General features: G+C 51.8%; 26 protein-coding genes and 5 pseudogenes. 13 read left to right on the top strand and 18 right to left on the bottom strand.

Going from position 1 to position 26,240, the window contains the following annotated elements:
* The first annotated feature begins 297 nt into the window (after positions 1–297).
* The 3 genes and pseudogenes from K7H21_RS16670 to K7H21_RS16660 all read left to right on the top strand — a co-directional run bounded on the left by K7H21_RS16670 (position 298) and on the right by K7H21_RS16660 (position 2,350).
* Complete coding sequence (locus K7H21_RS16670; protein ID WP_142445393.1) at positions 298–990, top strand: EAL domain-containing protein; 693 nt, start codon at positions 298–300, stop codon at positions 988–990.
* Between the two features lie 634 nt (positions 991–1,624).
* Positions 1,625–1,792, top strand: a pseudogene (locus tag K7H21_RS16665) (NADP-dependent isocitrate dehydrogenase); the annotation flags it as partial.
* 309 nt (positions 1,793–2,101) lie between these two features.
* Entirely contained in the window at positions 2,102–2,350 is a 249-nt protein-coding gene (locus K7H21_RS16660) for a DUF4282 domain-containing protein (RefSeq protein ID WP_004131487.1), read from the top strand.
* 112 nt (positions 2,351–2,462) lie between these two features.
* Here the strand turns inward: K7H21_RS16660 and K7H21_RS16655 are convergent.
* Positions 2,463–3,082, bottom strand: a pseudogene (locus tag K7H21_RS16655) (phosphotransferase).
* A 134-nt stretch (positions 3,083–3,216) separates the two neighbouring features.
* Between K7H21_RS16655 and K7H21_RS16650 the strand changes: the two are divergent.
* A pseudogene (locus tag K7H21_RS16650) lies at positions 3,217–3,357 on the top strand (DUF1294 domain-containing protein); the annotation flags it as partial.
* A gap of 24 nt (positions 3,358–3,381) precedes the next feature.
* Here K7H21_RS16650 and K7H21_RS16645 read toward each other — a convergent pair.
* Together K7H21_RS16645 and K7H21_RS16640 are read right to left on the bottom strand one after the other, a co-directional pair.
* Positions 3,382–3,771: a tautomerase family protein gene (locus K7H21_RS16645; RefSeq protein WP_004131488.1), complete on the bottom strand. Its 390-nt coding sequence runs from the start codon at positions 3,769–3,771 to the stop codon at positions 3,382–3,384.
* Positions 3,772–3,775: 4 nt separating this feature from the next.
* Complete coding sequence (locus K7H21_RS16640; protein ID WP_049115602.1) at positions 3,776–4,078, bottom strand: carboxymuconolactone decarboxylase family protein; 303 nt, start codon at positions 4,076–4,078, stop codon at positions 3,776–3,778.
* Between the two features lie 102 nt (positions 4,079–4,180).
* On the opposite strand from K7H21_RS16640, the pseudogene K7H21_RS16635 reads away from it, so the two are divergent.
* A pseudogene (locus tag K7H21_RS16635) lies at positions 4,181–5,064 on the top strand (LysR substrate-binding domain-containing protein).
* Between the two features lie 61 nt (positions 5,065–5,125).
* On the opposite strand, the gene K7H21_RS16630 reads toward K7H21_RS16635, so the two are convergent.
* Complete coding sequence (locus K7H21_RS16630; RefSeq protein WP_223035230.1) at positions 5,126–6,910, bottom strand: diguanylate cyclase; 1,785 nt, start codon at positions 6,908–6,910, stop codon at positions 5,126–5,128.
* 75 nt (positions 6,911–6,985) lie between these two features.
* A complete protein-coding gene (locus K7H21_RS16625) occupies positions 6,986–8,173 on the bottom strand; it encodes an HD-GYP domain-containing protein (RefSeq protein ID WP_223035229.1) in 1,188 nt (395 codons plus the stop codon).
* A gap of 278 nt (positions 8,174–8,451) precedes the next feature.
* On the opposite strand from K7H21_RS16625, the gene fraE reads away from it, so the two are divergent.
* On the top strand, positions 8,452–9,495 hold the full coding sequence (gene fraE / locus K7H21_RS16620; protein ID WP_223035901.1) for a fructose-asparagine asparaginase: 1,044 nt from the start codon (positions 8,452–8,454) through the stop codon (positions 9,493–9,495).
* Positions 9,496–9,522: 27 nt separating this feature from the next.
* Here the strand turns inward: fraE and K7H21_RS16615 are convergent.
* Positions 9,523–9,726 (bottom strand): annotated as a pseudogene (locus K7H21_RS16615) (ferric citrate ABC transporter ATP-binding protein FecE); the annotation flags it as partial.
* Between the two features lie 788 nt (positions 9,727–10,514).
* Here K7H21_RS16615 and lpxP point away from each other — a divergent pair.
* From lpxP to K7H21_RS16600, 3 genes are all read left to right on the top strand, one after another.
* Positions 10,515–11,429 (top strand): kdo(2)-lipid IV(A) palmitoleoyltransferase, encoded by a 915-nt coding sequence (gene lpxP, locus K7H21_RS16610; protein ID WP_004131508.1) that lies wholly within the window; start codon positions 10,515–10,517, stop codon positions 11,427–11,429.
* An 88-nt stretch (positions 11,430–11,517) separates the two neighbouring features.
* Positions 11,518–12,156, top strand: coding sequence for a leucine efflux protein LeuE (gene leuE / locus K7H21_RS16605; protein ID WP_004131509.1), 639 nt, complete (start codon positions 11,518–11,520; stop codon positions 12,154–12,156).
* A 128-nt stretch (positions 12,157–12,284) separates the two neighbouring features.
* Positions 12,285–12,548, top strand: a complete 264-nt coding sequence (locus tag K7H21_RS16600) for a DUF2534 family protein (RefSeq protein WP_004131510.1) — start codon at positions 12,285–12,287, stop codon at positions 12,546–12,548.
* 48 nt (positions 12,549–12,596) lie between these two features.
* Here K7H21_RS16600 and K7H21_RS16595 read toward each other — a convergent pair whose 3' ends face one another.
* The 4 genes from K7H21_RS16595 to K7H21_RS16580 all read right to left on the bottom strand — a co-directional run bounded on the left by K7H21_RS16595 (position 12,597) and on the right by K7H21_RS16580 (position 14,106).
* Complete coding sequence (locus K7H21_RS16595) at positions 12,597–12,719, bottom strand: hypothetical protein (RefSeq protein ID WP_223035228.1); 123 nt, start codon at positions 12,717–12,719, stop codon at positions 12,597–12,599.
* Positions 12,720–12,859: 140 nt separating this feature from the next.
* Positions 12,860–12,913, bottom strand: a complete 54-nt coding sequence (locus K7H21_RS29380; RefSeq protein WP_367400250.1) for a hypothetical protein — start codon at positions 12,911–12,913, stop codon at positions 12,860–12,862.
* 20 nt (positions 12,914–12,933) lie between these two features.
* Complete coding sequence (locus K7H21_RS16585) at positions 12,934–13,035, bottom strand: YoaK family small membrane protein (protein ID WP_004101234.1); 102 nt, start codon at positions 13,033–13,035, stop codon at positions 12,934–12,936.
* A 57-nt stretch (positions 13,036–13,092) separates the two neighbouring features.
* Entirely contained in the window at positions 13,093–14,106 is a 1,014-nt protein-coding gene (locus tag K7H21_RS16580) for a GGDEF domain-containing protein (RefSeq protein ID WP_223035227.1), read from the bottom strand.
* A 295-nt stretch (positions 14,107–14,401) separates the two neighbouring features.
* Here K7H21_RS16580 and K7H21_RS16575 point away from each other — a divergent pair, with 295 nt between their 5' ends.
* Positions 14,402–14,641 (top strand): putative hemolysin, encoded by a 240-nt coding sequence (locus K7H21_RS16575; RefSeq protein ID WP_004131590.1) that lies wholly within the window; start codon positions 14,402–14,404, stop codon positions 14,639–14,641.
* Here the strand turns inward: K7H21_RS16575 and K7H21_RS16570 are convergent.
* Entirely contained in the window at positions 14,636–14,980 is a 345-nt protein-coding gene (locus K7H21_RS16570; protein ID WP_004131592.1) for a DUF488 domain-containing protein, read from the bottom strand. The genes K7H21_RS16575 and K7H21_RS16570 overlap by 6 nt on opposite strands.
* Positions 14,967–15,476 (bottom strand): 2-thiouracil desulfurase family protein, encoded by a 510-nt coding sequence (locus K7H21_RS16565; RefSeq protein WP_223035226.1) that lies wholly within the window; start codon positions 15,474–15,476, stop codon positions 14,967–14,969. Before K7H21_RS16565 ends, K7H21_RS16570 begins: the two co-directional genes overlap by 14 nt.
* A gap of 162 nt (positions 15,477–15,638) precedes the next feature.
* Between K7H21_RS16565 and K7H21_RS16560 the strand changes: the two genes are divergently transcribed.
* The gene (locus tag K7H21_RS16560) at positions 15,639–16,331 is read left to right on the top strand and encodes a CTP synthase C-terminal region-related (seleno)protein (RefSeq protein ID WP_139529516.1); all 693 of its coding nucleotides are present in this window, start codon (positions 15,639–15,641) and stop codon (positions 16,329–16,331) included.
* 37 nt (positions 16,332–16,368) lie between these two features.
* On the opposite strand, the gene K7H21_RS16555 is transcribed toward K7H21_RS16560, so the two are convergent.
* The gene (locus tag K7H21_RS16555) at positions 16,369–17,553 is read right to left on the bottom strand and encodes a CynX/NimT family MFS transporter (RefSeq protein WP_004131598.1); all 1,185 of its coding nucleotides are present in this window, start codon (positions 17,551–17,553) and stop codon (positions 16,369–16,371) included.
* Positions 17,554–17,653: 100 nt separating this feature from the next.
* Between K7H21_RS16555 and K7H21_RS16550 the strand changes: the two genes are divergently transcribed.
* Positions 17,654–18,445, top strand: coding sequence for an AraC family transcriptional regulator (locus K7H21_RS16550; protein WP_004131600.1), 792 nt, complete (start codon positions 17,654–17,656; stop codon positions 18,443–18,445).
* Here K7H21_RS16550 and K7H21_RS16545 read toward each other — a convergent pair.
* From K7H21_RS16545 to dgcJ, 3 genes are all read right to left on the bottom strand, one after another.
* Positions 18,429–18,875 (bottom strand): DUF441 domain-containing protein, encoded by a 447-nt coding sequence (locus K7H21_RS16545; protein ID WP_004131602.1) that lies wholly within the window; start codon positions 18,873–18,875, stop codon positions 18,429–18,431. The genes K7H21_RS16550 and K7H21_RS16545 overlap by 17 nt on opposite strands.
* A 152-nt stretch (positions 18,876–19,027) precedes the next feature.
* Positions 19,028–19,528 carry a YbaK/prolyl-tRNA synthetase associated domain-containing protein gene (locus K7H21_RS16540; RefSeq protein WP_004131605.1) on the bottom strand — a complete coding sequence of 167 codons (501 nt, stop codon included), beginning with the start codon at positions 19,526–19,528 and terminating at the stop codon, positions 19,028–19,030.
* A 33-nt stretch (positions 19,529–19,561) separates the two neighbouring features.
* Positions 19,562–21,058 (bottom strand): diguanylate cyclase DgcJ, encoded by a 1,497-nt coding sequence (gene dgcJ, locus K7H21_RS16535; RefSeq protein WP_004131607.1) that lies wholly within the window; start codon positions 21,056–21,058, stop codon positions 19,562–19,564.
* A 361-nt stretch (positions 21,059–21,419) separates the two neighbouring features.
* Here dgcJ and K7H21_RS16530 point away from each other — a divergent pair, with 361 nt between their 5' ends.
* The gene (locus K7H21_RS16530) at positions 21,420–22,577 is read left to right on the top strand and encodes a glycosyltransferase family 9 protein (RefSeq protein WP_049115621.1); all 1,158 of its coding nucleotides are present in this window, start codon (positions 21,420–21,422) and stop codon (positions 22,575–22,577) included.
* Between the two features lie 47 nt (positions 22,578–22,624).
* On the opposite strand, the gene K7H21_RS16525 is transcribed toward K7H21_RS16530, so the two are convergent.
* A complete protein-coding gene (locus K7H21_RS16525) occupies positions 22,625–23,908 on the bottom strand; it encodes a YeaH/YhbH family protein (RefSeq protein WP_004138302.1) in 1,284 nt (427 codons plus the stop codon).
* A 130-nt stretch (positions 23,909–24,038) separates the two neighbouring features.
* Entirely contained in the window at positions 24,039–25,973 is a 1,935-nt protein-coding gene (yeaG, locus tag K7H21_RS16520) for a protein kinase YeaG (RefSeq protein ID WP_004121478.1), read from the bottom strand.
* Positions 25,974–26,240 lie beyond the last annotated feature (267 nt).

Below are 26,240 nucleotides of genomic sequence, written 5' to 3'. Positions count from 1 at the left end.
GATCGGCATTGCCAATACGGAAAAATTAATTCAGAACCTCATTCCCCCTCTCAACTAACGTTTGATACCTGCCACTAAATCAGCGATATAAATAAGTTTATGATTTTATTGTAGTTAATGATGGGATCGTGTTTCTTGTTTTTTCCTTTCGAGTCATTTGATTTGAATAATCGATCAATTTATGAAATATGATAGGTTTCGACTATTGTTCAATCGTTATCGATCATTTTAAACTATTTCTCTTTCATTTCTAATTATGACACGATTAGGATTATTCCTAGTTCCGGTGTTTTTTTAATGATAAAGAACAGTGTGGAAATAGATTCCTGTAGATTTGTTTTAGAGCCATCTTTTAAAAAAGATGGTTCTATTCATTCCTGGGAAATTCTCACGAAAAATGTTAAAAAAAAGGACTGCAATGATTACCTTGCTAATGAAAGTGGTTTTTGTTTCACTTCATTAAGCGATAAAGAAAAAATCGATGTGTTTAAGAAACAAATATTAACAATTGAAAGGCTTGATACATCAAAATTGAAGTTCAAGCCAGTTTCGTTAAATGTTGACAGTCTTATTAGCGATTGTATTTTGAACGATAAATATATTAGTGATTACTTAAAAAACCAAAAAAACATTGCATTTGAGATTAACGAGCATTTTCATGAATTCAATACTAAATGCTGTATGGTTGACTTAAAGTGTCTTTCAAAATTGTGTCCAGTTTGGCTGGATGATTTTGGGAGGGGCTTAACAAGTTTAACAATTATTGATATGTTTAATTTTGAATGTATAAAAATTGATAAAGATTATTTCTGGGAAATACAGAGTGAGAGCGAATTCTTTAAAATAATAAATAAAGTAAAATCATACTGCAATTTCGTGATTGTTGAGGGAGTTGAGACAATAGAACAAAAAAACAAAGTACATGCTGTTGTTGATTGCGCTTGCCAGGGAAGGTTGTGGATGAGTGATTACTATTATGTTGAGATTTAAAATAAATGACAACAAAAGATGATAAATGTCCATTTTGTGGTGCAATTTTAATTAATGAGGACCACTGCCACAGTTGCCATGCATTTAAGATTAAAGGTTATGTATCAAGAGACGCACGCAAGACAATTAATTTGATATCTATCTGCACATCTTTACTGGTAGCGCTCTTTGGGATCTTGGTTGTGTTTCTGGTGTCTTTCGGCATCGGGACATATATTGCTATCATAGCGTTTTCTCTTATTTTATATTTTATTATGAAAAGGATTCTGCATATAAAAGAAGAAAAAAAAGGGAAGATGGTTTGGAAAAGAGCAATCATTACATGGTAGGTAGTAATTAAATAATATAATGGCGCTGCTGGTTCCAATGCAAGCCTCGGATTCCGAGGCTTTTTTATTTTCTTTTCAAATCATGAGTTATAACACCGGAAATATTTAACCCGACTCACAGGGAGTGAGTATTATTGGCTAATAATTCACTATCCAGATGAGCAGAAAGACTCAAAGCCGGTTATCGAAACTGAAAATATACTAATGAATTTCAATAGGTTAGGGCTTAGACTAAAAACATCAACCACGTATCAAAAATACCTATTTTTCTTTTTAAATCAATAAGTAATAATGTTATTAGTTAACTACTGCTGCGCCACATGCAGTGGTTCGAAGCCGCAGACCTGATCGTTAAAGGCACCGAAGGCGCTATCGCCGCCAAGACCGTGACCTATGACTTTGAACGTTTGATGGAAGGCGCTAAGCTGCTGAAATGTTCAGAGTTAGGCGACGCGATTATCGCGAACATGTAATGCAGAATTTGGGTTAAGTAAGAGCGGGAGCCCACGGGCTCCCGTTTTTTATTGGCGTCAGTGTTTCTTCCCCAGTATCTTCCCCAAAATTCTTATCCAAAAACCGACTAACAGCATCCACGGGGAAACACCCGAGACTTTGATTTTTAAACCAAAGGGATCTAACAAGACGAGATACCCGTTTATCAATATGAACTGATCTTCTTTTTCCTCGAGGAACATCCTTGATTTAAAACATTTACATTTTGAAATATGTCACGTATATTTAATTTGATTTTGGATGTATTTCAACTTATTACAGGAGTTAAAGTGAAAGATTTATTGGGTTTTGACCATCTGATTACACCTAGAGTGTTGGTTTTTTTATACTGGCTACTTATGGTGCTTATACTCGTTGGTGGCGTTTTTTCGATGTTTAGCGGGCAATTCATCACAGGTTTTTTCGGTACAATTTTTAGTCTGATTGGTTGCCGGGTAATGTTCGAACTCATCATGGTCGCTTTCAAAAATAATGAATATCTGCGTCGCATTGCAGAGAGCTCAGAACAGTCAAAGTAACTATTCAGTTACTTGAGCAATATCGCTCATGGCAGGTCTGCGAGAACGTGCACACTGTTATGAGCGAAATTATTTTACCCCGCATTCGCGAGATGATTCACTCCTCCTCACGTTAAAAAAACTCATCGAGCATCAAATGAAACTGCAATTTTTTCTTATCGGGTTGAGCAATACCATATGTTTAAAAAAACCTTTTCTGTAATGAAGGTGAAAACTCACCAGGACAGTTCCAGAGGATAGCAAGATCCTGGTAGCGTTCAGCGATTCCCACTCGTCCAATATCAATACAGCCTATCACTTCACCTTCACCAACAATAAGGTTATCAAGTGAAAAGTCACCATCTGTCACAACGGGATCGGGTGAAAAGGGTAAAAGGCTATGCATTTCTTTCCAGACTTGTTCAACAGACCAGCCGTTGCGTTGATCATCAAAATCACTGGCATCAACCAACCCGTTGCTCATCCGTTTTTGTGCCAATACGAGCCGAAATAGGCAATCGCTGTTAAAAGGGCAATGTCTTACAGGGATCATATGTCATATCATCGGCTACAGTATCTTTTACCATGCTTAAGAAACCGTTCTGGCGCGTTAGATTTACCATATAATCGATAAATAGCCACACCTGATTGGCCTACATTATTACGTGCCCATTTATATCCAGATAGCTCAGCGTCAAGACCTGAATTTAATCGCTGGGCTGGGCAGGACGTTTCTCTCTGAATACGACTCATAACACTCCTTTGTTTTACTATTTATGAAAACCGACTGTATTATTACTCATTCTTGAAAAACCACCTACAGAGGCAATACGGTCCTATAAGCGGACTCTCTCAGAGTACATTAACGCTGAATGTTCGAAGCCGATATGAATCTCAATCCCTTCTGTTATTTGCTCCTGGTCATCGCGGCGGTTGGAAGCCTGTTTACCCCGCATTCCTGTGCCATATGGCTTCTGCTCGTCAACATCCTGACGCTGCTCGTTTACGGCGCGCAAAAATTGCCAGCGACGGATATCCCTGGCGCGTTACAATCATAACCCCTCTTCAGAGAGCATCAGTCCATTGCTGAAACTCCACTCATCGGCGGTATTGAACTGAATGATCACCATGACATCATCCGGGCGAATACCCAGCGCTGTATGCAGCTGCTCATTTAGCGTGCGGCAGAGGTTTTTCTTCTGCTCGAATGCGCGAGGTTTACCTGCCGTGATATGGAACTGAATGAAATTGTCGCTGCGGCCACCGCTTTTATAATGGCGGTCGAACACATGCAGGTTCGCAGGTAGCCTTTCGAAAACCTGAAAGCGATCATGAGGCGGAACGGCAAATTCTTTCTCAAGGCTTTGTTGCAGAATGTCGGAAATCTGCGTTATCTGCGCGTCGCTATAACCCTGATTCAGTGTGATACGAGTAAAAGGCATCTCGTTAATCCTCTTCCAGGCATTCAAAGGCGGAAACCGCTGCAGGCCAGCCAGCGTAGAATGCCAGATGAGTGAAAACCTCAACGATTTCTTCACGGGTCAGGCCATTTTGCTGGGCGAAGCGGATATGCCAGGGTAACTGCTGAACGCGGCCAAGTGCGGTCAGGGCTCCCAGCGTCACTAAGCTGCGCTCGCGTGGGGAAAGTGGTTCTCGTTTCCAGATATCATTAAAAAGTACATCCCGGCTCAATTCAGCCAGCTTTGGTGCGACGCGGGCCAGGGTTTCACGCTCAAGGGGTTTTGTCATCGCTCTCTCTCTCCGTATTGACAGTGAAGTCATTCTGGCGCGATATTTCGATCCTGAAAATTGAATTATTCGCGACTATCCATCCCGTATTTCAGGACGATAATGAATAAGCTTCCTCTTACGCTCGACCTTGACGCACTGCGCAGTTTTGTCACTGGCATTGAGTGCGGCAACTTTGCGCAGGCGGCAAATCGCCTCTGCCGTTCAACCTCGGCGGTCAGTGCACAGCTAAAAAACTGGAGCAACAGTGCGGTACCGAACTGGTGGTAAAGAAAGGTCGCCACCTGGAGCTGACCCATCATGGCGAGATAATCATGGGGTATGCCCGTCGTCTGCTGGTGCTAAACGATGAAGCACTGCGAGCCCTGACTGGCGAACGATTACAGGGTGAAATACGTATTGGTATGCAGGAAGATTTCGGCGAATCGCTTATGCCCGGAATACTTGGCGAGTTCAAGCGCCACCACCCGGGGATGCGGATGATAGCCCGCGTTGATCGCAACCGGGCGCTGCTCGAGGCGCTCAATAACAACGCGCTTGATATGGCGTTGCTCTGGCAGCCGGAGAGTGCACAACGTGACGGCAGGCTGATTGCTCAGTGTCCGCTGGAGTGGATAAGACACCCGAAACTGGATATCGGCACGCTGCTGGCGCAGGGCAAGCCGTTACCGCTGGTAATGCTGGAAAGCCCGTGCCTGATGCGTTCCCGTGCCATTGATTGTCTCGACCGTGCCAACATCGCCTGGCAAGTGGTGTTTGTCAGCCACAGCCTGAGCGGTATTTGGGCAGCCTTGCAGGCGGGGCTTGGCATTACCGTGCGTACCCGTATCGGAATGCCTGGCAACTTGCGTGTGGCGGGAAGTATGCTGCCATCGCCGGGGAATCTGGGGATTACCCTGGAGCAGGGGCCGGGAAACGACGCCATTCATGGAGCGCGGGCGCTGCTGGGGCAGCTAATGGAAGAGACGCTATTAAATGCGATGTAAGCGCTATTCGACAGCGTCTCTGTGCAGCATTAGCGGGAGGAGAAGGGGCTAAGAACGCCACTCACTCCGTTTTCAACATCCCAAAGCTCACAATTCTTGAACGCCCCAGCTCCTTAGCCCGGTAGAGCGCTGCATCGGCCGCGCGCAGCAGGCTATCGCTTTGCGTATGTTGTGGGTAGCTGGCGATGCCGATGGAGACATCGATCTGGCCAATCTCAGCAAGGCCGTATCGTAGGGTCAGCAGGCGGACGCTGTTATAGATATCGTTCGCGCAGACCATCGCGGACTGTTCATCGGTTCCACCCAGCAGCACCAGGAACTCTTCGCCGCCATAGCGGAAGGCCATGCCGATATCGCGCACCGCGCGTTGAATGATCGCGGAGACGCTTTTGATCACCAGGTCGCCCGCCTCGTGACCGTAATTATCATTAATCGCCTTAAAGTGATCGATATCGATCATCAGGCAGCTCAGCGGCGTGCCGTTGCGAACCGCCAGATTCATTTGGGTATGCAGTGCGTCATCCAGGTGGTGGCGGTTACGCAGGCCGGTTAATGAATCAAACAGCGCCTTTTCCAGCAGCGCGCTGCGCAAACGTTGATTCGCCAGCGCCAGACCCAGCGCTTCGGCCATCAGTTCAAGATAGGCGCGGGAAGGGGCGGTCGCGGCAGTGACGTTGCTGAAGGAGAGCAGACCAATCGCTTCACCCTGCGCAATCAGTGGCACGCATAGCGACTGATTAGCCTGCGATTCCGACAGGTGATAACAGGCGATATCCGGCTCACCGTTGACCGGCGGATGGCTCAGTCCGCGCCGCACTGCCCAGCAGTTATCCGGATGAAAGACGTCCGCTTCAAGCGGCGGAGAAAGCCACTGGGCCACGCAGCGCATCTGCCAGGGATCGGTGTCCAGAATATACAGTCGCCCGGGGATCTCAGGGGCGATGTTCGGCGCGAACAGCTCCGCAACCTTGATCACATCCTCGAAGGATTCGCAGCCCTGTAAACGCTGGGTCATTCGCGCCAGCAGCTCGCGGACCGCCCAGTCGGCATCGCGCTCTTGTTCCAGCCGCTGGCGCGCCAGCCCGTTCTCGCGAAAGATGCGAATGGCCTGGGCCATATCGCCAATTTCATCAATCTGGGTAAACTGCGGCGTTTCAACCGCGTAATCCTGCGAGGCCAGCCGCTGCACGACATCGCTCAGACGGACGACGGGATAGAGCACCCGTCGCTTAAGAATAAAGCCCAGCACAAACAGGAACATCAGCGCCGTGAGCCCAACCATGACCTCAGAGAGCGTACGCCAGATCCGCGATTTCTCCGTCGCCTCGGCAATGGTTTTATTCACCCGCCCTTCGAGCATCAGGCGAAAGTGGTCAAGCTGCGTCTGGACCCGCTCGAGCTCCTCTTCATAGGCGGTGCCGTAAAGCAGGTTGACCGCCTCTTTTTCCTCGCCTCTGGCAACGTGCGCCAGCGCCATCCGCTGCTCGTCCTGGAGTTCATCGGCCATCTGTAAACCCTCGCGCAGTAGCGTCAGCTCTTCCGCGGTTGCGCCATTGTCTTTCAGCTTTACCAGCCGGTGTTCAATGGCGGTGATGGTCTGAGCTTGCTGCCGGTACTCCTGGAGGACATCCTGATTTTTTTTGATAATGTAAAGTCGCGCGAGATCGGAAAGCTCCCAGGCGCCGCTTTCCACTTCTTCGCTTAGCTGGTCAAACACCTGGCGTTGTTCGACGGCGCGGCGTTCGGCATTATCCGCACTTGAAGCCATCAGCATTGCGATGCCTGAGGCGAGGGTCAGGGCGACGGTGATCCCGTAGGCCCAGTTGGTCATGGTGGCGATTCTCACCGAATATTCCTTGCGTGCAGATGAATTATTTTGTTTTTATCGTTGCGCACCAGCTTCACCAGAAAAAACCGGTGATTAAGGGGGCAGCGTGTGAGTAATAATAGCGTGCAGCGCTTCGGCATGCTGATGCAAAAGACGATACACATCTTTATCCAATGCGCCATTTATAACATCACTCTCTATCAGCTGTAACGCTTGCTGACGGCGCATTCCGGGGCGATAGGGGCGGTCTTCGGTCAGCGCGGTAAATATATCCGCGATGGCGATAATTCGATCCGGTAGCTGCAGGTAATCCTCATTAAGATGAAGCGGATAACCGCTGCCATCCAGTTTTTCATGATGGTTCGCGGCCCAGTTAATTATCTCACCGAGTTCGCTGAAGGTGCTAAGAATTTCACCGGTCATATAGCTATGCTCGCGAACCTGAAGCAACTCTTCGTCGTTCAGCTCACCCTGTTTCTCGAGGATTGACAGCGGAATGTATACTTTGCCGATATCGTGCAAATAACCGGCAATCTCAATCTTCCTGCACTCCAGATCCGGCAGATTCACATAAACGGCGAGGGCGCGCGAAATTTGACCAACCTTCAGACTATGGCTGGCGGTAAAGCTGCTGTAAGTATCGACAATTTTAGCAATAAGTAGACAGATATCTTTCAGACCGTTGATATCGATATATACATCGTTGATGGGGCCGATGATTTCCAGCATTCGCTGAATATGTCCGGGATTAAGATGCAGCCAAAAATGCTCTTTTTCTGCGAGCTGGCACAAGGTCTGACACAGCGGCGGGTCGATCGCCTGGTAAAGCGCGCGGAAGTTATCAATACTCATATCGGTTTGATAAGTGGCCGCGCTCTTATCGCCAGGGAGCTGGCGTTCAAAAACGTCGGCAAAATAGACAACATGCTGTTCGAGGCTGCCCCTGTGGTTTGGGCTAAAATGGTGCTCGCGGATAATCGGCAGGATGGGGGCCAGAGTGGCTAACCCGGCCAGCATTTCGGCTCCCCGGTGCTGATGTGGGTCATTGAGGTTATCGATGGCGTTCAGCGATGAAAACGCCCTTTTATCGCCCAGAACGCCGATGTCGTGCAGCAGCGCGGCGCAAAAGATAGTTTGCTGCTGCTGGCGAGATAGACCCGATGCCTGCGCAAGCTCCAGCGCAATCAGCGCCGTGCGTTGCATATGCAGGTGTAATTCTGGATTAATCACTTGTATGACGCGGGAGGTAAGCATCAATGCTGATTTTAAGGCGATACGCATCGTTTTCTCCATCGCATTACCCGCATCGTGTTGGTCTATTTCGTTGATAGCGATGCCGACACGGCAAAATAGATTGAATTAGTTAATCCTGATTTCGCTTTTATGTCATGCCCGTTTTTAGCGCGTTCCTGCACCAAAGTAGCGCTCCGGACGAAGTAAAAATCCTTTTTTGTCTGATAGTTAATCACTTTTACAAGGTAAAATATATTAAATCCTGGCAAGCCGTTTGCATTCTCTCTGCGCGAATTTATTTAATATTTATTTTGGGATGAGTCATGATGAATTTTAGAGTATTACTGGCAATGACGTTACTGACGATAAGCGCTTTTGCATTTAGTGATACGCGTCTGCCGCATATCGTTATCCTGGCGACCGGAGGAACGATTGCCGGTTCGGCAGCCAGCAATACCCAGACTACCGGGTACAAAGCCGGCGCGATTGGCGTTCAGACGCTGATTAATGCTGTGCCTGAGATGAGCAAAGTCGCCCGCGTTGACGGTGAACAGGTTGCCAATATTGGCAGCGAAAATATGACCAGCGACATTATTCTCAAACTGTCAAAACGCGTCAATGAGCTGCTGGCCCGCGATGATGTCGATGGCGTGGTGATTACCCACGGTACCGATACTCTGGACGAGACGCCTTACTTCCTCAACCTGACGGTAAAAAGCAATAAGCCGGTGGTCTTCACGGCGGCGATGCGTCCGGCCACGGCCATCAGCGCAGACGGCCCGATGAACCTGCTTGAAGCGGTGACCGTGGCGGCCGATCCGCAAGCGAAAGGCCGCGGCGTGATGGTGGTCCTCAATGACCGCATTGGCGCCGCGCGCTTCGTCACGAAGACCAATGCCACAACGCTGGATACCTTCAAGGCGCCGGAAGAGGGCTATCTGGGCGTTATCGTGATCGGCAGACCGCAGTTCGAAACGCGCGTGGATAAAATTCATACCGTGCGCTCGGTTTTTGACGTCCGCCAGCTTAGCGCGCTGCCGAAGGTGGTCATTATTTATGGCTATCAGGATGACCCTGAATATATGTATGACGCGGCGATTGCGCACCATGCTGACGGCATTATTTATGCGGGCACCGGCGCGGGATCGGTCTCCGTACGCAGCGCGGCGGGGATCGAAAAGGCGGAAAAAGCCGGTATCGTGGTGGTTCGCGCCTCGCGCACCGGTAGCGGCGTCGTGCCGGTTGATGATGGTCAGCCGGGACTGGTATCCGATTCGCTCAACCCGGCAAAAGCGCGCATCCTGCTGATGACAGCGCTGACGCAAACGAAAAATCCGCAGGTGATCCAACAGTACTTCCACACCTACTGATTAACTTCGGGTAGGGCGCAGGGCGCCTTACCCGGGTTGTTTCACCATGTACATCGGGCGCTGCGACACCGGCTCCGGATGAATTTCCGCCTCCAGGTGAAAGATCTTCCGCAGCATCTCCGGCGCCAAAACCGTTTCCGCTGAACCTTGAGCCCGCACCTGACCCCCTTCAAGCACCACCAGATGATCGCAGTAGCGGCTGGCCTGGTTGAGATCGTGCAGCATGGTAACCCCTGCAGCTCGCGTATTAATTTCACCAGCAGAACTAACCCCCTGCCAGTGCTGAGAACGGCAATCAGCAGTGGAGAGAAAGATCCAGGTTCTCACCAGGCGTTAAAAATTATCCGCAATGGCGTGTTCAAGCGTGAGAGTCGTCCGAGATTTTTATCCAGGTTACGCTTTTTTAACGTCGTAAAGGGCACCTTAACTTTATTGCCTGCTGTTTTGTTAAAGCAAGGTAGGTAAAAAGTCTGAAATAACCTGCGGCGATATGGATAATTGTCGATAAATATTAATTATTGTCAGGAAAGTAAAATAAGCTGATTCTTATTTTAATCTTTTGCCTGATACTCATGTTAAATATTTCTTTTTCATGTCAGTGAGACTATGAATTTAAAGAAACACGTATCGGCAAACGTTGTGAAAAGGATAACCGAGAGCAGAGAATATCCTGGTCTCATTTGCCCCCTGGCATACCCCCGACGCGGCTTCAGCTGTGACCTGTGGCTTACCAGCGCAGCGCGCTGGTTTGAAAGTGTACATACTTTATGTTGAATGATTAGCGCGTTAATCATTCCCGTGGTGGATATTTGAGGTTTATTATTCACTTTTTTATTTACATTTTGTTACAGGTGTGCTGGTATTGTGTTTTTTTCTGCTGGCCTCTTTTTTTACTTGCCGGAGTGAATTTACCCGGATTATTATTGTCTGAACTGCTACACGTACCGCCTAATGACAGATGAAGGGACTCGTTTTTTCCTTAAGCGTTACCTCATGTTCTAATGTTTACAGGAAAAAACATGTCTTGCGCTTTTAATAAAAAACTTCTTCATCCCCGTAATTGGGGGACCTGGTTTGGCCTGGGCGTGCTCTGGCTCATCGTCCAGCTTCCTTATCCCGTATTGCACCTTATCGGTACCAGCGCCGGTCGCGCATCCCGGCGCTTCCTCAAACGCCGTGAGCATATCGCCAGACGTAATCTCGAACTTTGCTTTCCCACCATGTCGCCCGCGGCGCGCGAAAAGCTTATCGAACAGAACTTCATGTCACTAGGGATGGGCCTGATTGAAACGGGTATGGCATGGTTCTGGAGCGACGAACGCGTCAAGAAATGGTTTGACGTCGAAGGCATGGTTAATCTCAACAATGCCCTGAGCGAACAAAAAGGCGTGATGGTTGTCGGCGTCCACTTTATGTCTCTTGAGCTGGGCGGCCGTACAATGGGGTTGTGTCGTCCGATGATGGCGACCTACCGTCCGCACAATAGCCCGTTAATGGAGTGGGTGCAGACGCGCGGTCGCTTGCGCTCGAACAAGGCGATGATCGATCGTCGTAATTTATCCGGTCTGGTGCATGCCCTAAAGTCGGGTGAAGCGGTGTGGTTTGCGCCGGATCAGGACTATGGTCCGAAGGGGAGCGTATTTGCCCCGTTCTTCTCGGTACAGCAGGCCGCAACGACCAACGGCACCTACGTGCTCTCTCGTTTGTCGGGAGCGAGAATGCTCACCATCAGCATGGTGCGTAAAGCGGACCGTCGGGGTTATAGCTTGCATATCAGCGACGTAATGAGCGACTATCCTGGTGAAGATAAACAGGATGCGGCGAGCTATATCAACAAGGTTATTGAGAAAGAAATCCTGCGCGCGCCGGAGCAGTATCTGTGGGTTCACCGCCGCTTTAAAACCCGTCCGCTGGGTGAAACTTCACTCTATTAAGGCATCCGCACTCGCGGCGCTTTCAAAATGGTCCCGGTTGCGTTAACGTGCGCGGGATCATATTTTGTTGTAAGCGAAGGAGTGCGTTGTGTTCGCTGAGTTTGGTGTACTGAATTACCTGACCTACCTGGTTGGGGCTATCTTTATCATCCTGGTTCCCGGCCCGAATACCTTTTTTGTCCTCAAGACCGGCGTCGCCCACGGCGTCAGGAAAGGGTATCTGGCGGCCGCTGGCGTATTTATCGGTGATGCGGTGCTGATGTTCCTGGCTTTTGCCGGGGTTGCGACGCTTATCAAGACCACGCCTGTACTGTTCAATATCGTTCGATACCTGGGGGCGATTTATCTCCTGTGGATGGGCGGTAAGATGCTCTACGCGGTATTAACCCAGCGTGATGGTCATTCGTCTTCTGATTCCGAGCCGGGGAGCGCGATTCTTAAACGTTCGCTGACGCTCAGCCTGACGAATCCAAAGGCCATTCTTTTTTATGTCTCATTCTTCGTGCAGTTTATTGACGTCAGCGCCAAAACGCCCGGGTTGGCGTTCTTTATCCTGGCGTTGACCCTGGAGATTATTAGCTTCATCTATATGAGCTTTCTGATCCTCTCCGGCTCGTTCGTCACCCGTTACGTGAAGACGAAAAAGAAACTGGCGAAAATCGGCAACAGTCTGATTGGCCTTGTGTTTGTCGGTTTTGCCGCCCGTCTGGCGACGCTGCAGTCGTAATCGTTGCGGCCGGGACGCGCGACCGGCCCGATAGCGATTGACTCTGCCTTGTAACAAAACTCCTTCAATTTTGATTGCATTGGTGTTACATATACAGCCGATTATCGCTCAGAAAAAAGGGAACCCGGATGATTCTGCAGAAACTCACCAGCAATAAAAACAGCAAGAAGTTCTTTTTGTCGATAGCGGCGATATTCGCCATTGCGCTTATCGTGGTTGGGCGTGCGACCTTCGGCGGCGTGGTGAGCGAATACAATATGCCGTACTCAGAGTGGACGACGTCAATGTTCTTCCTGCAGGGGGCGATGGTTACGGTTTATAGCATTGTATTTACCTTGCTGTTCTCCATCCCGCTGGGCTTCCTCTTTTTAGGTTCCGACCGTCGCGACTGATCCCATGCAATAAGGCGAACCGAAGTTCGCCTTATGATGTTTTCCGCTTTATCGCCAGTCTCTGTCGTCATGATGATGGTGGCGATGGTGGTGATAGCTTGGGTCGACAATACATCCCGATAACAACGTGCAAAGCGCGAGAATCAACGGCAACACGATCGGTTTTTTCATTTCTCACTTCTCCAGTTAAATCCGTCCGCAGAAACGGCCATGCGGTATCGGCTGATGATGTGAGTGTATTCTTTTAAGTTATTGAGTAGATGAGATAACTCTGCAATCCTTGCCGAAGAGTCGCGCGAATATTCCTGGATTTACCACCAGCCCAATTGCGTTCCCGCCAGGGCGACGATGGCGACAATAAGCATAATAATGGTGCTTTTTTTCATTAGGCTCCGCCTGGCGCCGCATAGCCGCCGACAAAAAACCAGCCCAGAAAAACAACGGCGACGATAAAAATAGCCACCGGAAAAAGAATACCCAGTCTCATGATTGAGCCCCTGTAAGTGCGATTCGTGGCGAATATCATACGGGATTTCACCGTAGATTAGTCAATATGAAAAAATCTTCCCTGACGACGAGACTGCTTATCCAGATACATCGCGTCGTCGGCGGCGCGTAGCGCCTGTTCTACGTCAATCTGCTGCGGGTCGGCCTCAATAACGCCAAAGCTCGCGCCCGGGTAGTTAATTCGGTGCTCGCCAAGGAAATAGATCCCCGTCAGCGCTTGACGTAACGCGGGGATATACTCCTGCTGGTCGGCTAATTCACAGCCCGGCCCGACAATTAAAAATTCATCGCCGCCGAGACGGCCGACAATGTCGCCGCTGCGCACGTGAGCCGCGAGACGTTCGCCAACCTGAATCAGAAAGCTATCGCCGCACGGATGGCCGAATCGATCGTTGATTGCTTTAAAATCGTCGAGATCGATAAAAATCAGCAGCATGCTGCGCCCCTGTTCGCGGGCCCGTGGAAACTGCGCGGCAAGATACTTAAACAGCGAGCGGCGATTCGGTAAACCGGTGAGCTCATCGGTGTACGAGTGCATTTCAAGCGCGACGTTGGCGGAACGAAGCTGCTGCACCAGCGACTCTTTTTCCACGTAGTGGGCGATGAGGTTGCCGAATAAATTCATAACCTGCTCACCCTCAAGGTTATAGGGCTGTCTTACCCGGCTAGTGGCGCACAGCGTGCCGAATAATGAGCCGTCGGTCAGACGCACAGGAATGCTGAAAAAGGTGGCGATGCCCAAATCCTGCGCGGCGATACACGAACGCCAGCGTTCGGCGACATCGTTACTGAAAAGGCAACGCTCGTCGAGCGCACGTTTACATAGCGAGTCGTTCCATGGGACGGAGAACCCTTCGGGGATCTGCATTTCGCTGCTGTTATGCGCATACATAATCAGCTGTCGCTGCGCGTCGAAGTCAATACGCGTCAGGTAGGTGGATTCCATTCGGGTAACAAGCTCCAGCATCTCAAGCAGCTGTCGCACCAAAGTTTCGAGGGAGTGTTCATTGGCGAGCGTTTGCGTCACGCGAGCGAGAATAAAATCGGACATGAGGAATACGGCTCCCGAACGCTAATCGTAACTACCAGCAAGCTATGCTAAACAACAATCAGCGCAGAATTAACAGAGATACACAAAATTTAACACATCTGTTAGGAGAATACCTGCATCCGCGGCGGGAAAAAAGCCCCGTCGGGGGCGACGGGGAAAACTCATTGATTATGGAATGATCTGTTCTCTGGTCAGTTCGAGAACAGGGCTACTCTACGATGCAAAAGTGCAGCTAAAATGGAGAAACAGTGGAGATTCGGGACGAAAAAACGTTTTCATCAATTAAGGAGCAGAAATGAAGGGGATGATACTGATGCTGCCACTGGCGCTTGCCGGATGCGCGCAGACTCAGCCGACACAACCAGCACATCCGGTAGGGATGGCTAACCCGGCTTCGGTTTACTGTCAGCAACTGGGCGGGAAACAGGTTCCCATTCAAAGCCCGCAGGGCGTGCGCACCGAGTGCAAACTTCCCGGCGGGGAAACGATAGACGAATGGGAGCTCTGGCGCCGAGATCATCCGGCTAAGTCATAGCGCTTTCAGCCAGTCAGCAAGCACCTGGGCATGGTTCTGCCGGGTGTTTTTCGCCGCGTAGAGCAGCGTCAGCGTCTGCCGGTGGGCCAGCGCGGCCAGGCGCTCGCCTTCATCACGATGGGCCTCAAGCTCCTGGCGATAGCGCTGGCTAAAGTGGGCAAAATCGAGCGTCTCGCCGTGAAAAGCCTTACGTAAATCTGTCGATGGCGCCAGGGTTTTGCACCACTCAGCGTAATTGAGCGCCTCTTTTTTTATTCCGCGCGGCCACAGGCGGTCTACCAGTATCCGGTAGCCGTCGCTCTCTTCCTGCGGGTCATAAACCCGTTTACATTGAATCATCGTCACTCTCCCTTTGTTTCATCCAGGCAAGCAGCTGCGGTAGCTGCTGCTCGGAAAATACCGTTATCCCGTATTCGCGAAGCAGGGCGGCGGCAACGCCGGCTCCGGGTTTGCGCTGTCCCTTAAAGGTACCATCATAGATAAACTGACTGCCGCAGGTTGGGCTGCCATCGGTGAGCAACGCCGCGGTACAGCCTTCCTCCTGCGCGGCTTTTAGCGCCAGCCAGGCAGCCAGCTGATAGTGCGCGGTGACGTCCTGGCCGTCGCTTTCGACAATTTGCCCACGATTTCGCATAACGTCCGCTCCTTGCGCGTCAAGAATCTCCGCCGGTAGCCTGGGGATGGGCAATCCGGCAGCCAGCTCCGGGCAGTGGGTGACCAGCCGCCCCTCGCTCTGCCAGCGAGACAGCGCGTTAGCCAGTTGGGCTTTGTGACTGCCGTTATAACGAACCTGAAAGCCCATCAGGCAGGCGCTAACCAGAATTTTGTCCTTCATCGTGCATCCGTAGCCATTTGTTTGCCCTATACCATAACGCCAGTCAGAGTAAATTACCCGCGTTCAGGGGCAGACAAAATAAGGATTGTGTTCTGCCGCGGAGATCGCTAACCTGAGGCTCCTTGTGTTGCCTGATAATCGCTATGACATAAGGATCCTGCTATGAACTCCCCCCTGCGTATTGCCCTGGTTGGTGATTACAACCCCGACGTCGTTGCCCATAAAGCGATTCCGCTGGCGATTGATGATGCCGCTGCCGTACTGGAGCTGCCGCTGCGCTATGACTGGCTGTCCACCAGTGAGATAAAATCCGCTGATGACCTTGCCGATTACGATGCTATCTGGGTGGTTCCCGCCAGCCCCTATAAAAACGTCGAAGGCGCCTTTATCGCCATTCGCCACGCCCGGGAAAACGGTATTCCGTTCCTTGGCACCTGCGGCGGCTTCCAGCACGCGATTATTGAATATGCGCGCAACGTTATGGGCTGGCAGGATGCCGCGCATGCCGAAACCGATACCGAAGGGCGGATGGTGATTGCGCCGTTAAGCTGCTCGCTGGTGGAAAAGTCGGACAATATTGAACTGCGCGCCAATACGCTTATCTCCCGCGCCTATGGCCGCGACACCATTGAAGAGAGTTATCACTGTAGCTACGGGATTGCCGACGATTTTGCCCGCGAGCTGGAGCAGGGCGACCTGCGGGTCACGGGCTGGGATGATGACGGCGAGATTCGGGCGGTGGAACTGGTGACCCATCCGTTCTTTGTCGCCACGTTATTCCAGCACGAGCGCAACGCGCTGGAAGGCAGACCTGCGCCACTGGTTCACGCGTTTTTACGTGCGGCAAGTCAGTGAGCGAACGCCCGGCAGCAGTCGCCGGACATCGGTATCGCTAGCGGTTAATCTCTCGATCGCGACCGGCCAGCGCGCCAAATACCGCCATCGCAATTGAAATCAACGCCACGGCGATCAGCGGGATATGCCAGTCGCCGTTGGCATCATGAATTTTCCCCATCACCGGCGGCCCGCAGGCGGCCAGCAAATAGCCCACCGTCTGCGCCATGCCGGACAGCGCGGCAGCCTGGTGCGCTGAGCTGGCCCGCAGACCGATAAAGGTCAAGCCGAGAATCATGGTCGCGCCGGACCCGAAGCCGAAGATTAGCGTCCACAGCACCGCCTGGCCGGGTAAAAACCATAACCCGAGCGCGCTGACTGCGCACATCAGGGCGACCAGTACCGCAATACCACGCTGATCTTTCAGCCGATGAAGTATTAACGGGATCGCCAGCCCCGGCGCGGCGGTTGCCAGCTGGAGCAGCCCGTGCAGGGAGCCCGCCTGCGCTTCGCTGTAGCCAATGCTTTGCAGAATGGCGGGCAGCCAGCCGATGATGACGTAGTAGACCAGCGAGTTAATCCCGAGAAACAGCGTCACCTGCCAGGCCAGCGCCGATCGCCAGATCCCGCGGTTGTGGATGGCGCCGGACCCGGTCAACGGCGCGGTGACTTGCCTGCGCGACTGCGGCAGCCAGATAAACAGCGCCAGCAGCGGAAATACCATCAGCATCAACAGCGCGCCGCGCCAGCCCAGCCCGGCGAAAGCCAAGGGAACGACCATTGCCGAACCCAGCGCCGCTGCCCCGCCCATGGTGAGAGAGTAAGCGCCGGTCATTTTGGCGACGTGCTGCGGGAAGTCACGCTTAATGAGCCCTGGTAGCAGAACGTTCCCCAGCGCGATGCCGCAACCGATAATCGCGGTGCCGATAAACAGCAGCGTGACCATGGGTAGAGATCGCAGAGCAATACCGAGGCAAATCAGGATCAGCGCCAGCAGCAGGCTGCGTTCAATGCCGAAGCGGCGGGCGACCCCCGCCGCCAGCGGCGAGACCAGGCCAAAGGCCAGCAGCGGCAGAGTGGTTAACAGACCGGTTTGCGCGGTGGTGAGGCCATATTCGCTGCGAATGGCGTCAAGCAGTGGCGCGGCGCCGGTAAAAGTAACGCGTAAGGTGGTGGCGATAAGCAGAATACCGGCAATCAATACAAGATTACGGCGACCGGCAGAAAGTGAAGCGGAATTCATGGCTATCTCAAACTAGAATACGAGGCGGTTACAATAGCCTGTTTGTCCTCTGTTTAAATCAAGCTAAAATGACAGATTATCGCTAAAATCGGACATTCTTATGATCGGACTGGGCCTTGACGGCTACGACCCGGACAGCGGCCACGAAGCAGCGGCGGCTTTTCGTATTCAGGTTGTCGCTGATGAACAGTACATTCCGCGCCATCAGCACCGCAAAGGGCAGCTTATCCTCGCGCTTCACGGGGCGCTGACCTGCGAAGTGGATAACGCGATGTGGATGGTGCCGCCACAGTACGCGGTGTGGGTGCCGGGACAGGTGCCGCACAGCAATCGGGCGACGCCGGAGGCGCAGGTCTGCTTTTTGTTTATTGAACCCGACGCGGCGCCGATGCCAGATTGCTGCTGCACGCTAAAGATTTCGCCGCTGGTGCGCGAGCTTATCCTCGTGATGGCCGAGCGCGGCAGGGCCGAACTCGCTAAACCGGCAATGAACCGCCTGGTGCAGGTGCTGTTCGATGAGCTTCCCCAGCAGCCGCAGGAACACCTGCAGCTCCCGGTCTCCGGGCATCCAAAAATTCGTCAGATGGTGGACACGATGGCCGTCGACCCGGCGCGCTGGCAAACGCTGGCGCAGTGGGCGGCGGAATTCGCCATGAGCGAACGCAATCTGGCGCGGCTGGTGGTGCGTGAGACTGGCTTAAGCTTTCGCCGCTGGCGACATCAGCTGCAGCTGATTCTCTCCCTGCAGATGCTGATCCGCGGGCAGACGGTACAGCAGACGGCGCAGAGCCTGGGCTATGACTCTACCACCGCCTTTATTACCATGTTTAAAAAGGGCCTAGGGCAAACCCCGGGCCGCTATCTTGCCAGCCTGGCTACGACTTCCCAATAAACAGCGAAATGATCCCGGCGGCGATCAGCGGGCCAACCGGAACGCCGCGGAAGAGGGCGACGCCGAGGACGGTGCCGACCAGCAGTCCGGCCACCAGCTGCGGCTGTGAGCCCATCAGCGCCACGCCGCGCCCGCCAAGCCAGGAAACAAATACCCCCACGCCAATCGCCAGCAGCGACTTCCAGTTTACAAAGGAGTGCAGCAGCGTTGAGGCTGGCAGCGTGCCGCTGGCAATGGGGGCCATCACGCCGATGGTGAGGATAATAATACCGATGGTCAGCCCCTGTTTTTCAATCCACGGAAAGAAGGTGTTGAGCGGGGTGACGCGAACGATAATTAAAACCAGGATTGAAATAGCAACGGTGGTGTTGTGGCTAATAAAGCCGAGCGCCGCCAGGCCCAGCAGTATTAACAGGGTGGTGTCGAGCATGTGCAGAGGTCCTTGCCAAAAATAAAAAAAAGAAAAGCCCGTTTACTCTACGCATAATCGCGTAAGTAAACAGGATTTTTATCGCAGACTCGCGATTTGAGGCATCTGCACGAGCGATTGCAACCGCCGGCTTTATCGTAGCAGGGGGACAATCAGGCCTGGCGATGAAACGCGGTTAGTTCCGGACGGGCAATGCGCAGATAGTCGGCGGTATCAAGGATGATGGACTTATCAAGCTGCCCGGCGTTGAAGGCGATTTCCGGGAAACGCGCAAACAGCAGCGGATCGGCGACCAGCCGCAGGTCCGGATGGAAAGTGAAGGGGGGAATGGCGCCAAACGCGCAGGCGGTCAGGGCGTCAACTTCCGCCGGGCTGGCCAGCGAGGCTTTACTGCCGCCGATGTATTCGGCGAGCCGGGCTAAGTCCGCCTGCAGATCGGCGGCGAGGATAGCCAGAACGTGCTGATTAACGCCATGCCCTTTCACTTTACATACCAGCGCCTTGGCTCCCTGACCCAGCGCGGTGCCGCGGATCTTCGACACGGCTTCACACTTTCCGACGGCTTCATGTTCCACGACCCGGTAGCGGGCATGGTCGCGGTTAAGCAGCGCCAACAGCTGCTGATGAATACTCACTTTTACTGGCGCGTTCATGTCGATTTTTTCCTTCACAATAAAACCTCAAGATTAATCCTCTCGCCCCGGGTAAGCGTGTTTTTTTTGCTTTTTATTTTCGTACAGCCGGGCATCGGCGATTTTCATTACGTCGCCCAGACTATCCCCCGGCGCCATGCTACAGGCGCCCCATGAGAAATTAACGCGCCGGTTAATATCAATTGCCCTCAGGTGCTGGCGAATACGCGCAGGGATATTTTGCGCCTCTTGCTCCTCATAATCGATCAGGATCAGGAAGAACTCATCGCCGCCCAGACGGATGCCGTAATCGCTTTTACGGATGGCGGCGGAAATGGACTGCGCGAGCAGCACAATCGCGCGGTCGCCTTCGTCGTGCCCCCAGGTGTCATTAAGGTATTTTAGCCGGTCGCAGTCCAGCGCCATAAACACGATATTCACCCCTTGCTCTGTGAGCTTTTGCATACGCGATTCCAGCAGCGAGGAGAGAATTTTTCGGTTGTAGAGACCGGTTAAAGAATCACTAATGTTTTCTTTGAAAACGTCGATATACAGACGAAAGTGCATACGTACCAGATGCAGTAAAACGCCGGTAGATATCAGGTAAAACAGGAATAGCTTCCAGGAGCTAAGCAGAAAATAGGTCATATCCAGCGACAGCGCAATATGCAGGTTTTCCGCCACCTTCTGGCTATGGTGGGCATAGCTGAAAAAATGCGTATTGCTGCGGTGTACGCGGATTTCAGATGTTGAGTCGGAGTCCGTTAACGTGATGTCGAGATAGCGCCAGACCAAAGGGCGGTCGGCGGTATAAAGAAGTTTCTCAATATCATGGCGAGTGACATCCACCATCACGATGCCCTTCAGCCGATCCCGATGATAAACCGGGGTTAAAAATGACAAAATATTCTGCCCGGTTAACGCGTCAGCATAGATGCTGGAAATCAGCGTGCGGCCGCGAAGTAAACCGTTAAGGCTGTTCTGAGTGATGCCCAGCTTGCTGTCGTGAAGAAAATTCCAGTTCGCGACTGGGCTGCTATTTATCTCAATCGGTGAATAGAAATAAGCATACTTATTATCTAAATCAAGATAGTAGCGGAAACGTTTGTCAGATTTGAATGTCGCCGCATTTAACGCTGAGTTCATATTACTTTGGGCGATAGCAGCATCAAATGCTTGCAGCGCCGGCAGATCGTTAATCCACGGCCCGCATGACGCCTGAGTGGTACTGAGCGTACCGTGAAGTCCGGGGAAGGTATGCCCGGCGATATTAAGGCCGAAGACTTTACCATTGTTCTCGACGCTGGCGCAGGCCCGTTGGGCTTTTTCAGCAGTCGGCTGCGTATCCAGCTTTCGCGAGAACTGGGAGATCACGAGCTGGTTTTGATATTTATCGTACAGAAAGGCGGATTCGCCCTTTTCGACGATATATCGCATGTATTCTGACATATCCCGATGACTGGCGACTAATTCATACACCAGAAATGAAGATGTCAGGACAACCACCCCCGCAGAAATGAAATAACGGAGTAATTTATTCTGTAATTTCATGATGATAATTTCGCCAGCACAATTAAGATGATTCTACCATGCGTGGCCCGGTGGCGCCATGACCGATGATAAGCATACTGGTCGCCTGTCCAGCATCGTCATGCGTCATGACCGGACGGTTATGATGATAAATAGCCTATTAAATATAAGGGTGCTAAGTTATATTGCTATCGTAAATATTCGACTAAATCCATTTTTCACTCATTTTGTTCTCAATAAAATATGCTGCAATAATCCCCCTGCGGCTATCCTGTCGCCGCTAAAAATGAAATAATGTTAATTATCAAGCGAACTTTTCTTATTTTCACCAGTCCTTAGCAGGGTAACAGGCGGTACTTTTGATAGCGGTAATGAGGTTATGATGATGGAAAACTCAGCGGTGCAGGCATCCCCCCGGAAGTTTAAAAAAATAAGGGAGCTAAACAGGCGTCGTAATTATTTTTTTAAGAAAATGCGCAATATCCTGCGAGTCTATATCGCTAAAGCGTTCTGGGATAGTCGGGTGCGCCGCGAAGCTGATTTAACCTCTGTCAAAACGGTACTGCTAATGCGTAATGAAGGGGCGATCGGCGACGTGGTGGTAGACTCAGCGCTGGTTAAATGCCTCCATGAGGCCGGAATGACCGTTGACTTTCTGTTGACCAAATCGAATAGCCAGGTCATGCGCCATAACCCGCGTATTCGCCATATCTATGAGGCTGATAATGTTGAATCGGCGGATTATTTGCGCAAATTTACCCATAATGTTCCTCGCTCCGTTATTAATGAGCTTGCGAATAATAAGTACGATGTTGTAATTGACCCGTCGCTGTTTGATATTCCGGTACACCGGATGCTGCTTTTACGGCAGATAAAACCCAGGGTTGTACTGGGATTTAATAAATGGCCTTCCATCAATCACTATACCCGGTCTTTTGATTTTGACTGTGAAAACTGGCACGTCAGCAAGACATTTTCGATCATCGCTGATTATCTGCAGCTGGATAAGAAATATCTCCACTCTTATGACCTGCATATCCCGCAGGATGTTAATCAGCAGGTTCGCGAATATCTGGCGGCGCTGAACGGGCGTAACGTGGTGATTAATATTTTTGCCGGACATCAGGACCGTAGTATGTCGCAGGCGCAGCTGGCAGCGCTTATCGCCAGGCTGTGTCAGGATTATCCCGACGTCAACATCATCCTGCTCGATCACCGCAATGAAATCCGCATTCCCCTTGCGGAAAAGGTCTGCGTGAACCCGTTTAAAACGCTGCATCACTGCATGGCGCTTATTGCCCAGTCCGATTTAGTTATCTCGCCGGATACCTCGGTGGTCCATATGGCGGCAGCGTGGAAAAAACCGCTTATTGCGGTCTATAAAGATGTGCGGATGAATAATCGACTCTGGGCGCCGGGATACGACAAGGCGCGGCAGATCATCGTTAAGTGCGGCAAGGTGCACCAGCTGGAGAGCTTACCCGACCTGATTATGTCGGAGATTGATCCCGGCACCCTGCAACAGGGGCGGGCCGGGTAAGGCGGGGTAAAAAACAGCCAGCGTCTGTGCTGGCTGTCGGGAAAAGTTTAACCGTCCGCTTTTGAGGTCTGCTTGTGAAACAGTTCGCGGAATACCGGATAAATATCTTCCGGGTCGCGAATATGCTGCATAGCAAAGTTTTCGAAGGTCGACTGCAGGTGTTCGTACTCCCGCCACAGCGTCTGGTGCGCCCGACGGGTTATCTCGATATAGCTATAGTAGCGCACCACGGGCAGGATTTTCTTCGCCAGCAGTTCGTGACACAGCGGTGAGTCGTCCGCCCAGTTATCCCCATCCGAGGCCTGTGCGGCGTAGATATTCCACTGCGCCGGGTCATAGCGCTCTTTAACCACTTCATCCATCAGCTTCAGGGCGCTGGAGACAATCGTGCCGCCGGTTTCCTGCGAATAAAAGAATTCGTGTTCATCGACCTCTTTAGCCTGCGTATGGTGGCGGATATAAACGACATCGACGTTTTTATAGGTCCGGCTGAGGAACAGATACAGCAGAATATAAAAGCGTTTTGCCATGTCCTTGGTCGCCTGGTCCATGGAGCCGGAGACGTCCATCAGGCAGAACATGACGGCCTGGCTGGACGGTTCTGGCCGTTTTTCGTAGTTCTTGTAACGTAGATCGAAAGTATCAATAAACGGGACGCGGTCGATTTTCGCCCGCAGTTCGGCTATCTCTTTGCGCAGCCGCTCCTCTTCCAGCAGCTGCGCCGGTTCGCTTTTGCTAATGGTATCGAGGTCTTCTTCCAGCGCGTGCAGCTCCCGGCGTTTACCGGCGGTCATCGCCGTGCGCCGAGCCAGCGAGTTCTGCAACGAGCGAACGACGCTGATATTGGCGGGAACGCCGTTAGCGGTATAGCCCGCGCGATGGGTTTTATACTCCGTCAGCTGACGCTGCTGATTTTTCTTCAAATTTGGCAAGGCGAGATCTTCGAACAATAGATCGAGATATTCGTCTTTCGAAATCTGAAAGACAAACTCGTCCTGGCCTTCGCCGTCGGCGCTGGCTTGCCCCTGACCGCTGCCGCCACCGCCACCGCCGCCCTGAGGGCGTTCGATACGGTCATTTTGTACAAAGTGATCGTTACCGGGGTGTACGCGATTGCGCAGGCCGCCGCGTCCCTGATGAAACATCGGTTCGTTAATATCGTCCGTTGGGATGGAGACGGACTCTCCGCTCTGAATATCGGTCACCGAGCGCTTGTTGATGGCCTCGGAGATCGACTGCTTTATCTGCGCTTTATAGCGGCGCAGAAAGCGCTGCCGATTGACGGCGCTTTTATTTTTCCCGTTCAGGCGTCGGTCTATGAACCAGGTCATATGCCCTCCTGTACTGCATTTGCCAACTATGCCCCGGCCATTCAGGCGCGGAAAATAGCCCGTCGCTGAATGTCATTGGGTCTTCGCAGTTATTATTAACCCGACAGCGGTTAGCTGCCGGGCCGGTCTATCAGGATGATTTACGTACCCGCAGATACCATTCGCACAGCAGACGAACCTGCTTACGGGTATAGCCTTTCTCCATCATGCGGTCGACAAAGTCATCGTGTTTTTTCTGCTCATCGGTTGACGTTTTGGTGTTGAAGGAAATCACCGGCAACAGCTCTTCGGTATTGGAGAACATTTTCTTCTCGATAACCGTGCGAAGCTTCTCGTAGCTGGTCCAGTTTGGATTACGCCCGCTGTTGTGCGCTCTGGCGCGCAGCACGAAGTTGACTATCTCGTTGCGGAAGTCTTTCGGGTTACTGATCCCGGCGGGCTTCTCGATTTTTTCCAGTTCCGCATTCAGCGACTCGCGGTCAAACAGCTGGCCGGTATCCGGGTCGCGGTATTCCTGATCCTGAATCCAGAAGTCGGCGTAGGTGACATAACGGTCGAAAATGTTCTGCCCATACTCAGAGTAGGATTCAAGATAGGCGGTCTGGATCTCTTTGCCGATAAACTCGGCGTATTTCGGGATCAGATAGCCTTTCAGGAATTCAAGATAACGTTCTGACTGTTCCTGCGGGAACTGTTCGCGCTCGATCTGCTGCTCCAGAACGTAGAACAGATGCACCGGGTTGGCGGCCACCTCGGCGTGGTCGAAGTTAAAGACCCGCGACAGAATTTTGAACGCGAAGCGGGTCGACAAGCCGTTCATCCCTTCATCGACGCCGGCATAATCGCGATACTCCTGATAGGACTTCGCTTTCGGGTCGGTGTCTTTCAGGCTTTCGCCGTCATAGACGCGCATTTTTGAGTAAATACTCGAGTTTTCCGGCTCTTTCAGGCGCGACAGAATCGAGAAGCGCGACAGCGTTTCCAGCGTTCCCGGCGCGCAAGGCGCATGGGTCAGTTCGCTGTTATTAAGCAGTTTTTCATAGATACGGATCTCTTCTGAGATACGCAGGCAGTAAGGCACCTTGACGATATACACGCGGTCGAGGAAGGCCTCATTGTTTTTGTTATTCCGGAAGGTCACCCATTCCGATTCGTTGGAGTGGGCGAGGATGATCCCGTTGAACGGCAGGGCGGAGATCCCTTCGGTGCCGTTATAGTTGCCTTCCTGCGTGGCGGTCAGCAGCGGATGCAGCACCTTGATAGGCGCTTTAAACATCTCGACGAATTCCATCAGCCCCTGGTTGGCGCGGCACAGAGCGCCGGAGTAGCCGTAGGCATCCGGGTCATTCTGCGCGTAGTGCTCCAGTTTACGAATATCCACTTTACCGACCAGCGCGGAGATGTCCTGGTTGTTCTCGTCGCCGGGCTCGGTTTTGGCGATGGCGATCTGCGCCAGAATTGACGGCCACACTTTCACCACGCGGAACTTAGTGATGTCGCCGCCGAATTCATGCAGGCGCTTGGCCGCCCACGGCGACATAATCGTCCCCAGATAGCGGTTTGGAATGCCGTACTCTTTTTCGAGGATTTGCGCATCCTCCTGCGGGTTGAACAGACACAGCGGATGGTCGTTGACCGGGCTGCGCTCTCCGTTTGCGCTAAGCACATAGATAGGGACACGCTGCATCAAGGACTTCAGGCGTTCGGCAAGCGATGATTTACCGCCGCCCACGGGTCCCAGCAGGTACAGAATCTGTTTCTTCTCTTCCAGCCCCTGAGCGGCGTGCTTCAGATAAGAAACAATTTGCTCAATGGCATCTTCCATCCCGTAAAACTCTTCAAAGGCCGGATAGCGTGCCACGACCCGGTTTGAAAAGAGACGGGATAGCCTGGGTTCCAGGGCCGTATCGACCATGACCGGCTCACCGATGGCCATCAGCAATCTTTCTGCTGCGTTAGCATAAGCACTGCGATCTTGCCGACAGATGGTAAGAAACTCCTGCAGTGTGAACTCTTCGTCCTTGGCAGCTTCATAGCGCTGGCGATAGTGATCGAATATATTCATGGCATGCCGTCCTTTCGTTTTTAGCACAGGTTGAGAGCCGTTCATATGAATAGTGGGAGCCCCCGGAAGAGGTAAGCTGCATAGCGCTCTCTGATACTCCAGCAACCCTTATGCCAGGTTGGCGAAGTATCTGTATAACGTGCCCCGCATTTACTTCTTCTAAATTAAAGCGTAGATGCATTTGGAAAACTTGCATGGCGTAGAAAATCAATTTCAATGACATATCAATAACTCATCCGGAAAACGGTCTCTTTTTTGCACCTCTTG

The organism is Klebsiella sp. CTHL.F3a (assembly GCF_019890895.1).
Lineage (GTDB): Bacteria > Pseudomonadota > Gammaproteobacteria > Enterobacterales > Enterobacteriaceae > Klebsiella > Klebsiella grimontii.
The sequence above is the reverse complement of the archived record's forward strand: the minus strand, read 5'-3'. Positions and strand labels throughout refer to the sequence as shown.

Excerpts from the sequence above, each read along its gene's own strand:
- K7H21_RS16670 (WP_142445393.1), top strand. The coding sequence starts at position 298 with ATGATAAAGAACAGTGTGGAAATAGATTCCTGTAGATTTGTTTTAGAG.
- K7H21_RS16645 (WP_004131488.1), bottom strand. The coding sequence starts at position 3,771 with ATGCCTTTTACTCGTATCACACTGAATCAGGGTTATAGCGACGCGCAG.
- K7H21_RS16640 (WP_049115602.1), bottom strand. The coding sequence starts at position 4,078 with ATGACAAAACCCCTTGAGCGTGAAACCCTGGCCCGCGTCGCACCAAAG.
- K7H21_RS16625 (WP_223035229.1), bottom strand. The coding sequence starts at position 8,173 with ATGCGTATCGCCTTAAAATCAGCATTGATGCTTACCTCCCGCGTCATA.
- fraE (WP_223035901.1), top strand. The coding sequence starts at position 8,452 with ATGAATTTTAGAGTATTACTGGCAATGACGTTACTGACGATAAGCGCT.
- lpxP (WP_004131508.1), top strand. The coding sequence starts at position 10,515 with ATGTCTTGCGCTTTTAATAAAAAACTTCTTCATCCCCGTAATTGGGGG.
- K7H21_RS16600 (WP_004131510.1), top strand. The coding sequence starts at position 12,285 with ATGATTCTGCAGAAACTCACCAGCAATAAAAACAGCAAGAAGTTCTTT.
- K7H21_RS16595 (WP_223035228.1), bottom strand. The coding sequence starts at position 12,719 with ATGAAAAAACCGATCGTGTTGCCGTTGATTCTCGCGCTTTGCACGTTG.
- K7H21_RS16585 (WP_004101234.1), bottom strand. The coding sequence starts at position 13,035 with ATGAGACTGGGTATTCTTTTTCCGGTGGCTATTTTTATCGTCGCCGTT.
- K7H21_RS16580 (WP_223035227.1), bottom strand. The coding sequence starts at position 14,106 with ATGTCCGATTTTATTCTCGCTCGCGTGACGCAAACGCTCGCCAATGAA.
- K7H21_RS16575 (WP_004131590.1), top strand. The coding sequence starts at position 14,402 with ATGAAGGGGATGATACTGATGCTGCCACTGGCGCTTGCCGGATGCGCG.
- K7H21_RS16570 (WP_004131592.1), bottom strand. The coding sequence starts at position 14,980 with ATGATTCAATGTAAACGGGTTTATGACCCGCAGGAAGAGAGCGACGGC.
- K7H21_RS16565 (WP_223035226.1), bottom strand. The coding sequence starts at position 15,476 with ATGAAGGACAAAATTCTGGTTAGCGCCTGCCTGATGGGCTTTCAGGTT.
- K7H21_RS16560 (WP_139529516.1), top strand. The coding sequence starts at position 15,639 with ATGAACTCCCCCCTGCGTATTGCCCTGGTTGGTGATTACAACCCCGAC.
- K7H21_RS16555 (WP_004131598.1), bottom strand. The coding sequence starts at position 17,553 with ATGAATTCCGCTTCACTTTCTGCCGGTCGCCGTAATCTTGTATTGATT.
- K7H21_RS16550 (WP_004131600.1), top strand. The coding sequence starts at position 17,654 with ATGATCGGACTGGGCCTTGACGGCTACGACCCGGACAGCGGCCACGAA.
- K7H21_RS16545 (WP_004131602.1), bottom strand. The coding sequence starts at position 18,875 with ATGCTCGACACCACCCTGTTAATACTGCTGGGCCTGGCGGCGCTCGGC.
- K7H21_RS16540 (WP_004131605.1), bottom strand. The coding sequence starts at position 19,528 with ATGAACGCGCCAGTAAAAGTGAGTATTCATCAGCAGCTGTTGGCGCTG.
- dgcJ (WP_004131607.1), bottom strand. The coding sequence starts at position 21,058 with ATGAAATTACAGAATAAATTACTCCGTTATTTCATTTCTGCGGGGGTG.
- K7H21_RS16530 (WP_049115621.1), top strand. The coding sequence starts at position 21,420 with ATGATGGAAAACTCAGCGGTGCAGGCATCCCCCCGGAAGTTTAAAAAA.
- K7H21_RS16525 (WP_004138302.1), bottom strand. The coding sequence starts at position 23,908 with ATGACCTGGTTCATAGACCGACGCCTGAACGGGAAAAATAAAAGCGCC.
- yeaG (WP_004121478.1), bottom strand. The coding sequence starts at position 25,973 with ATGAATATATTCGATCACTATCGCCAGCGCTATGAAGCTGCCAAGGAC.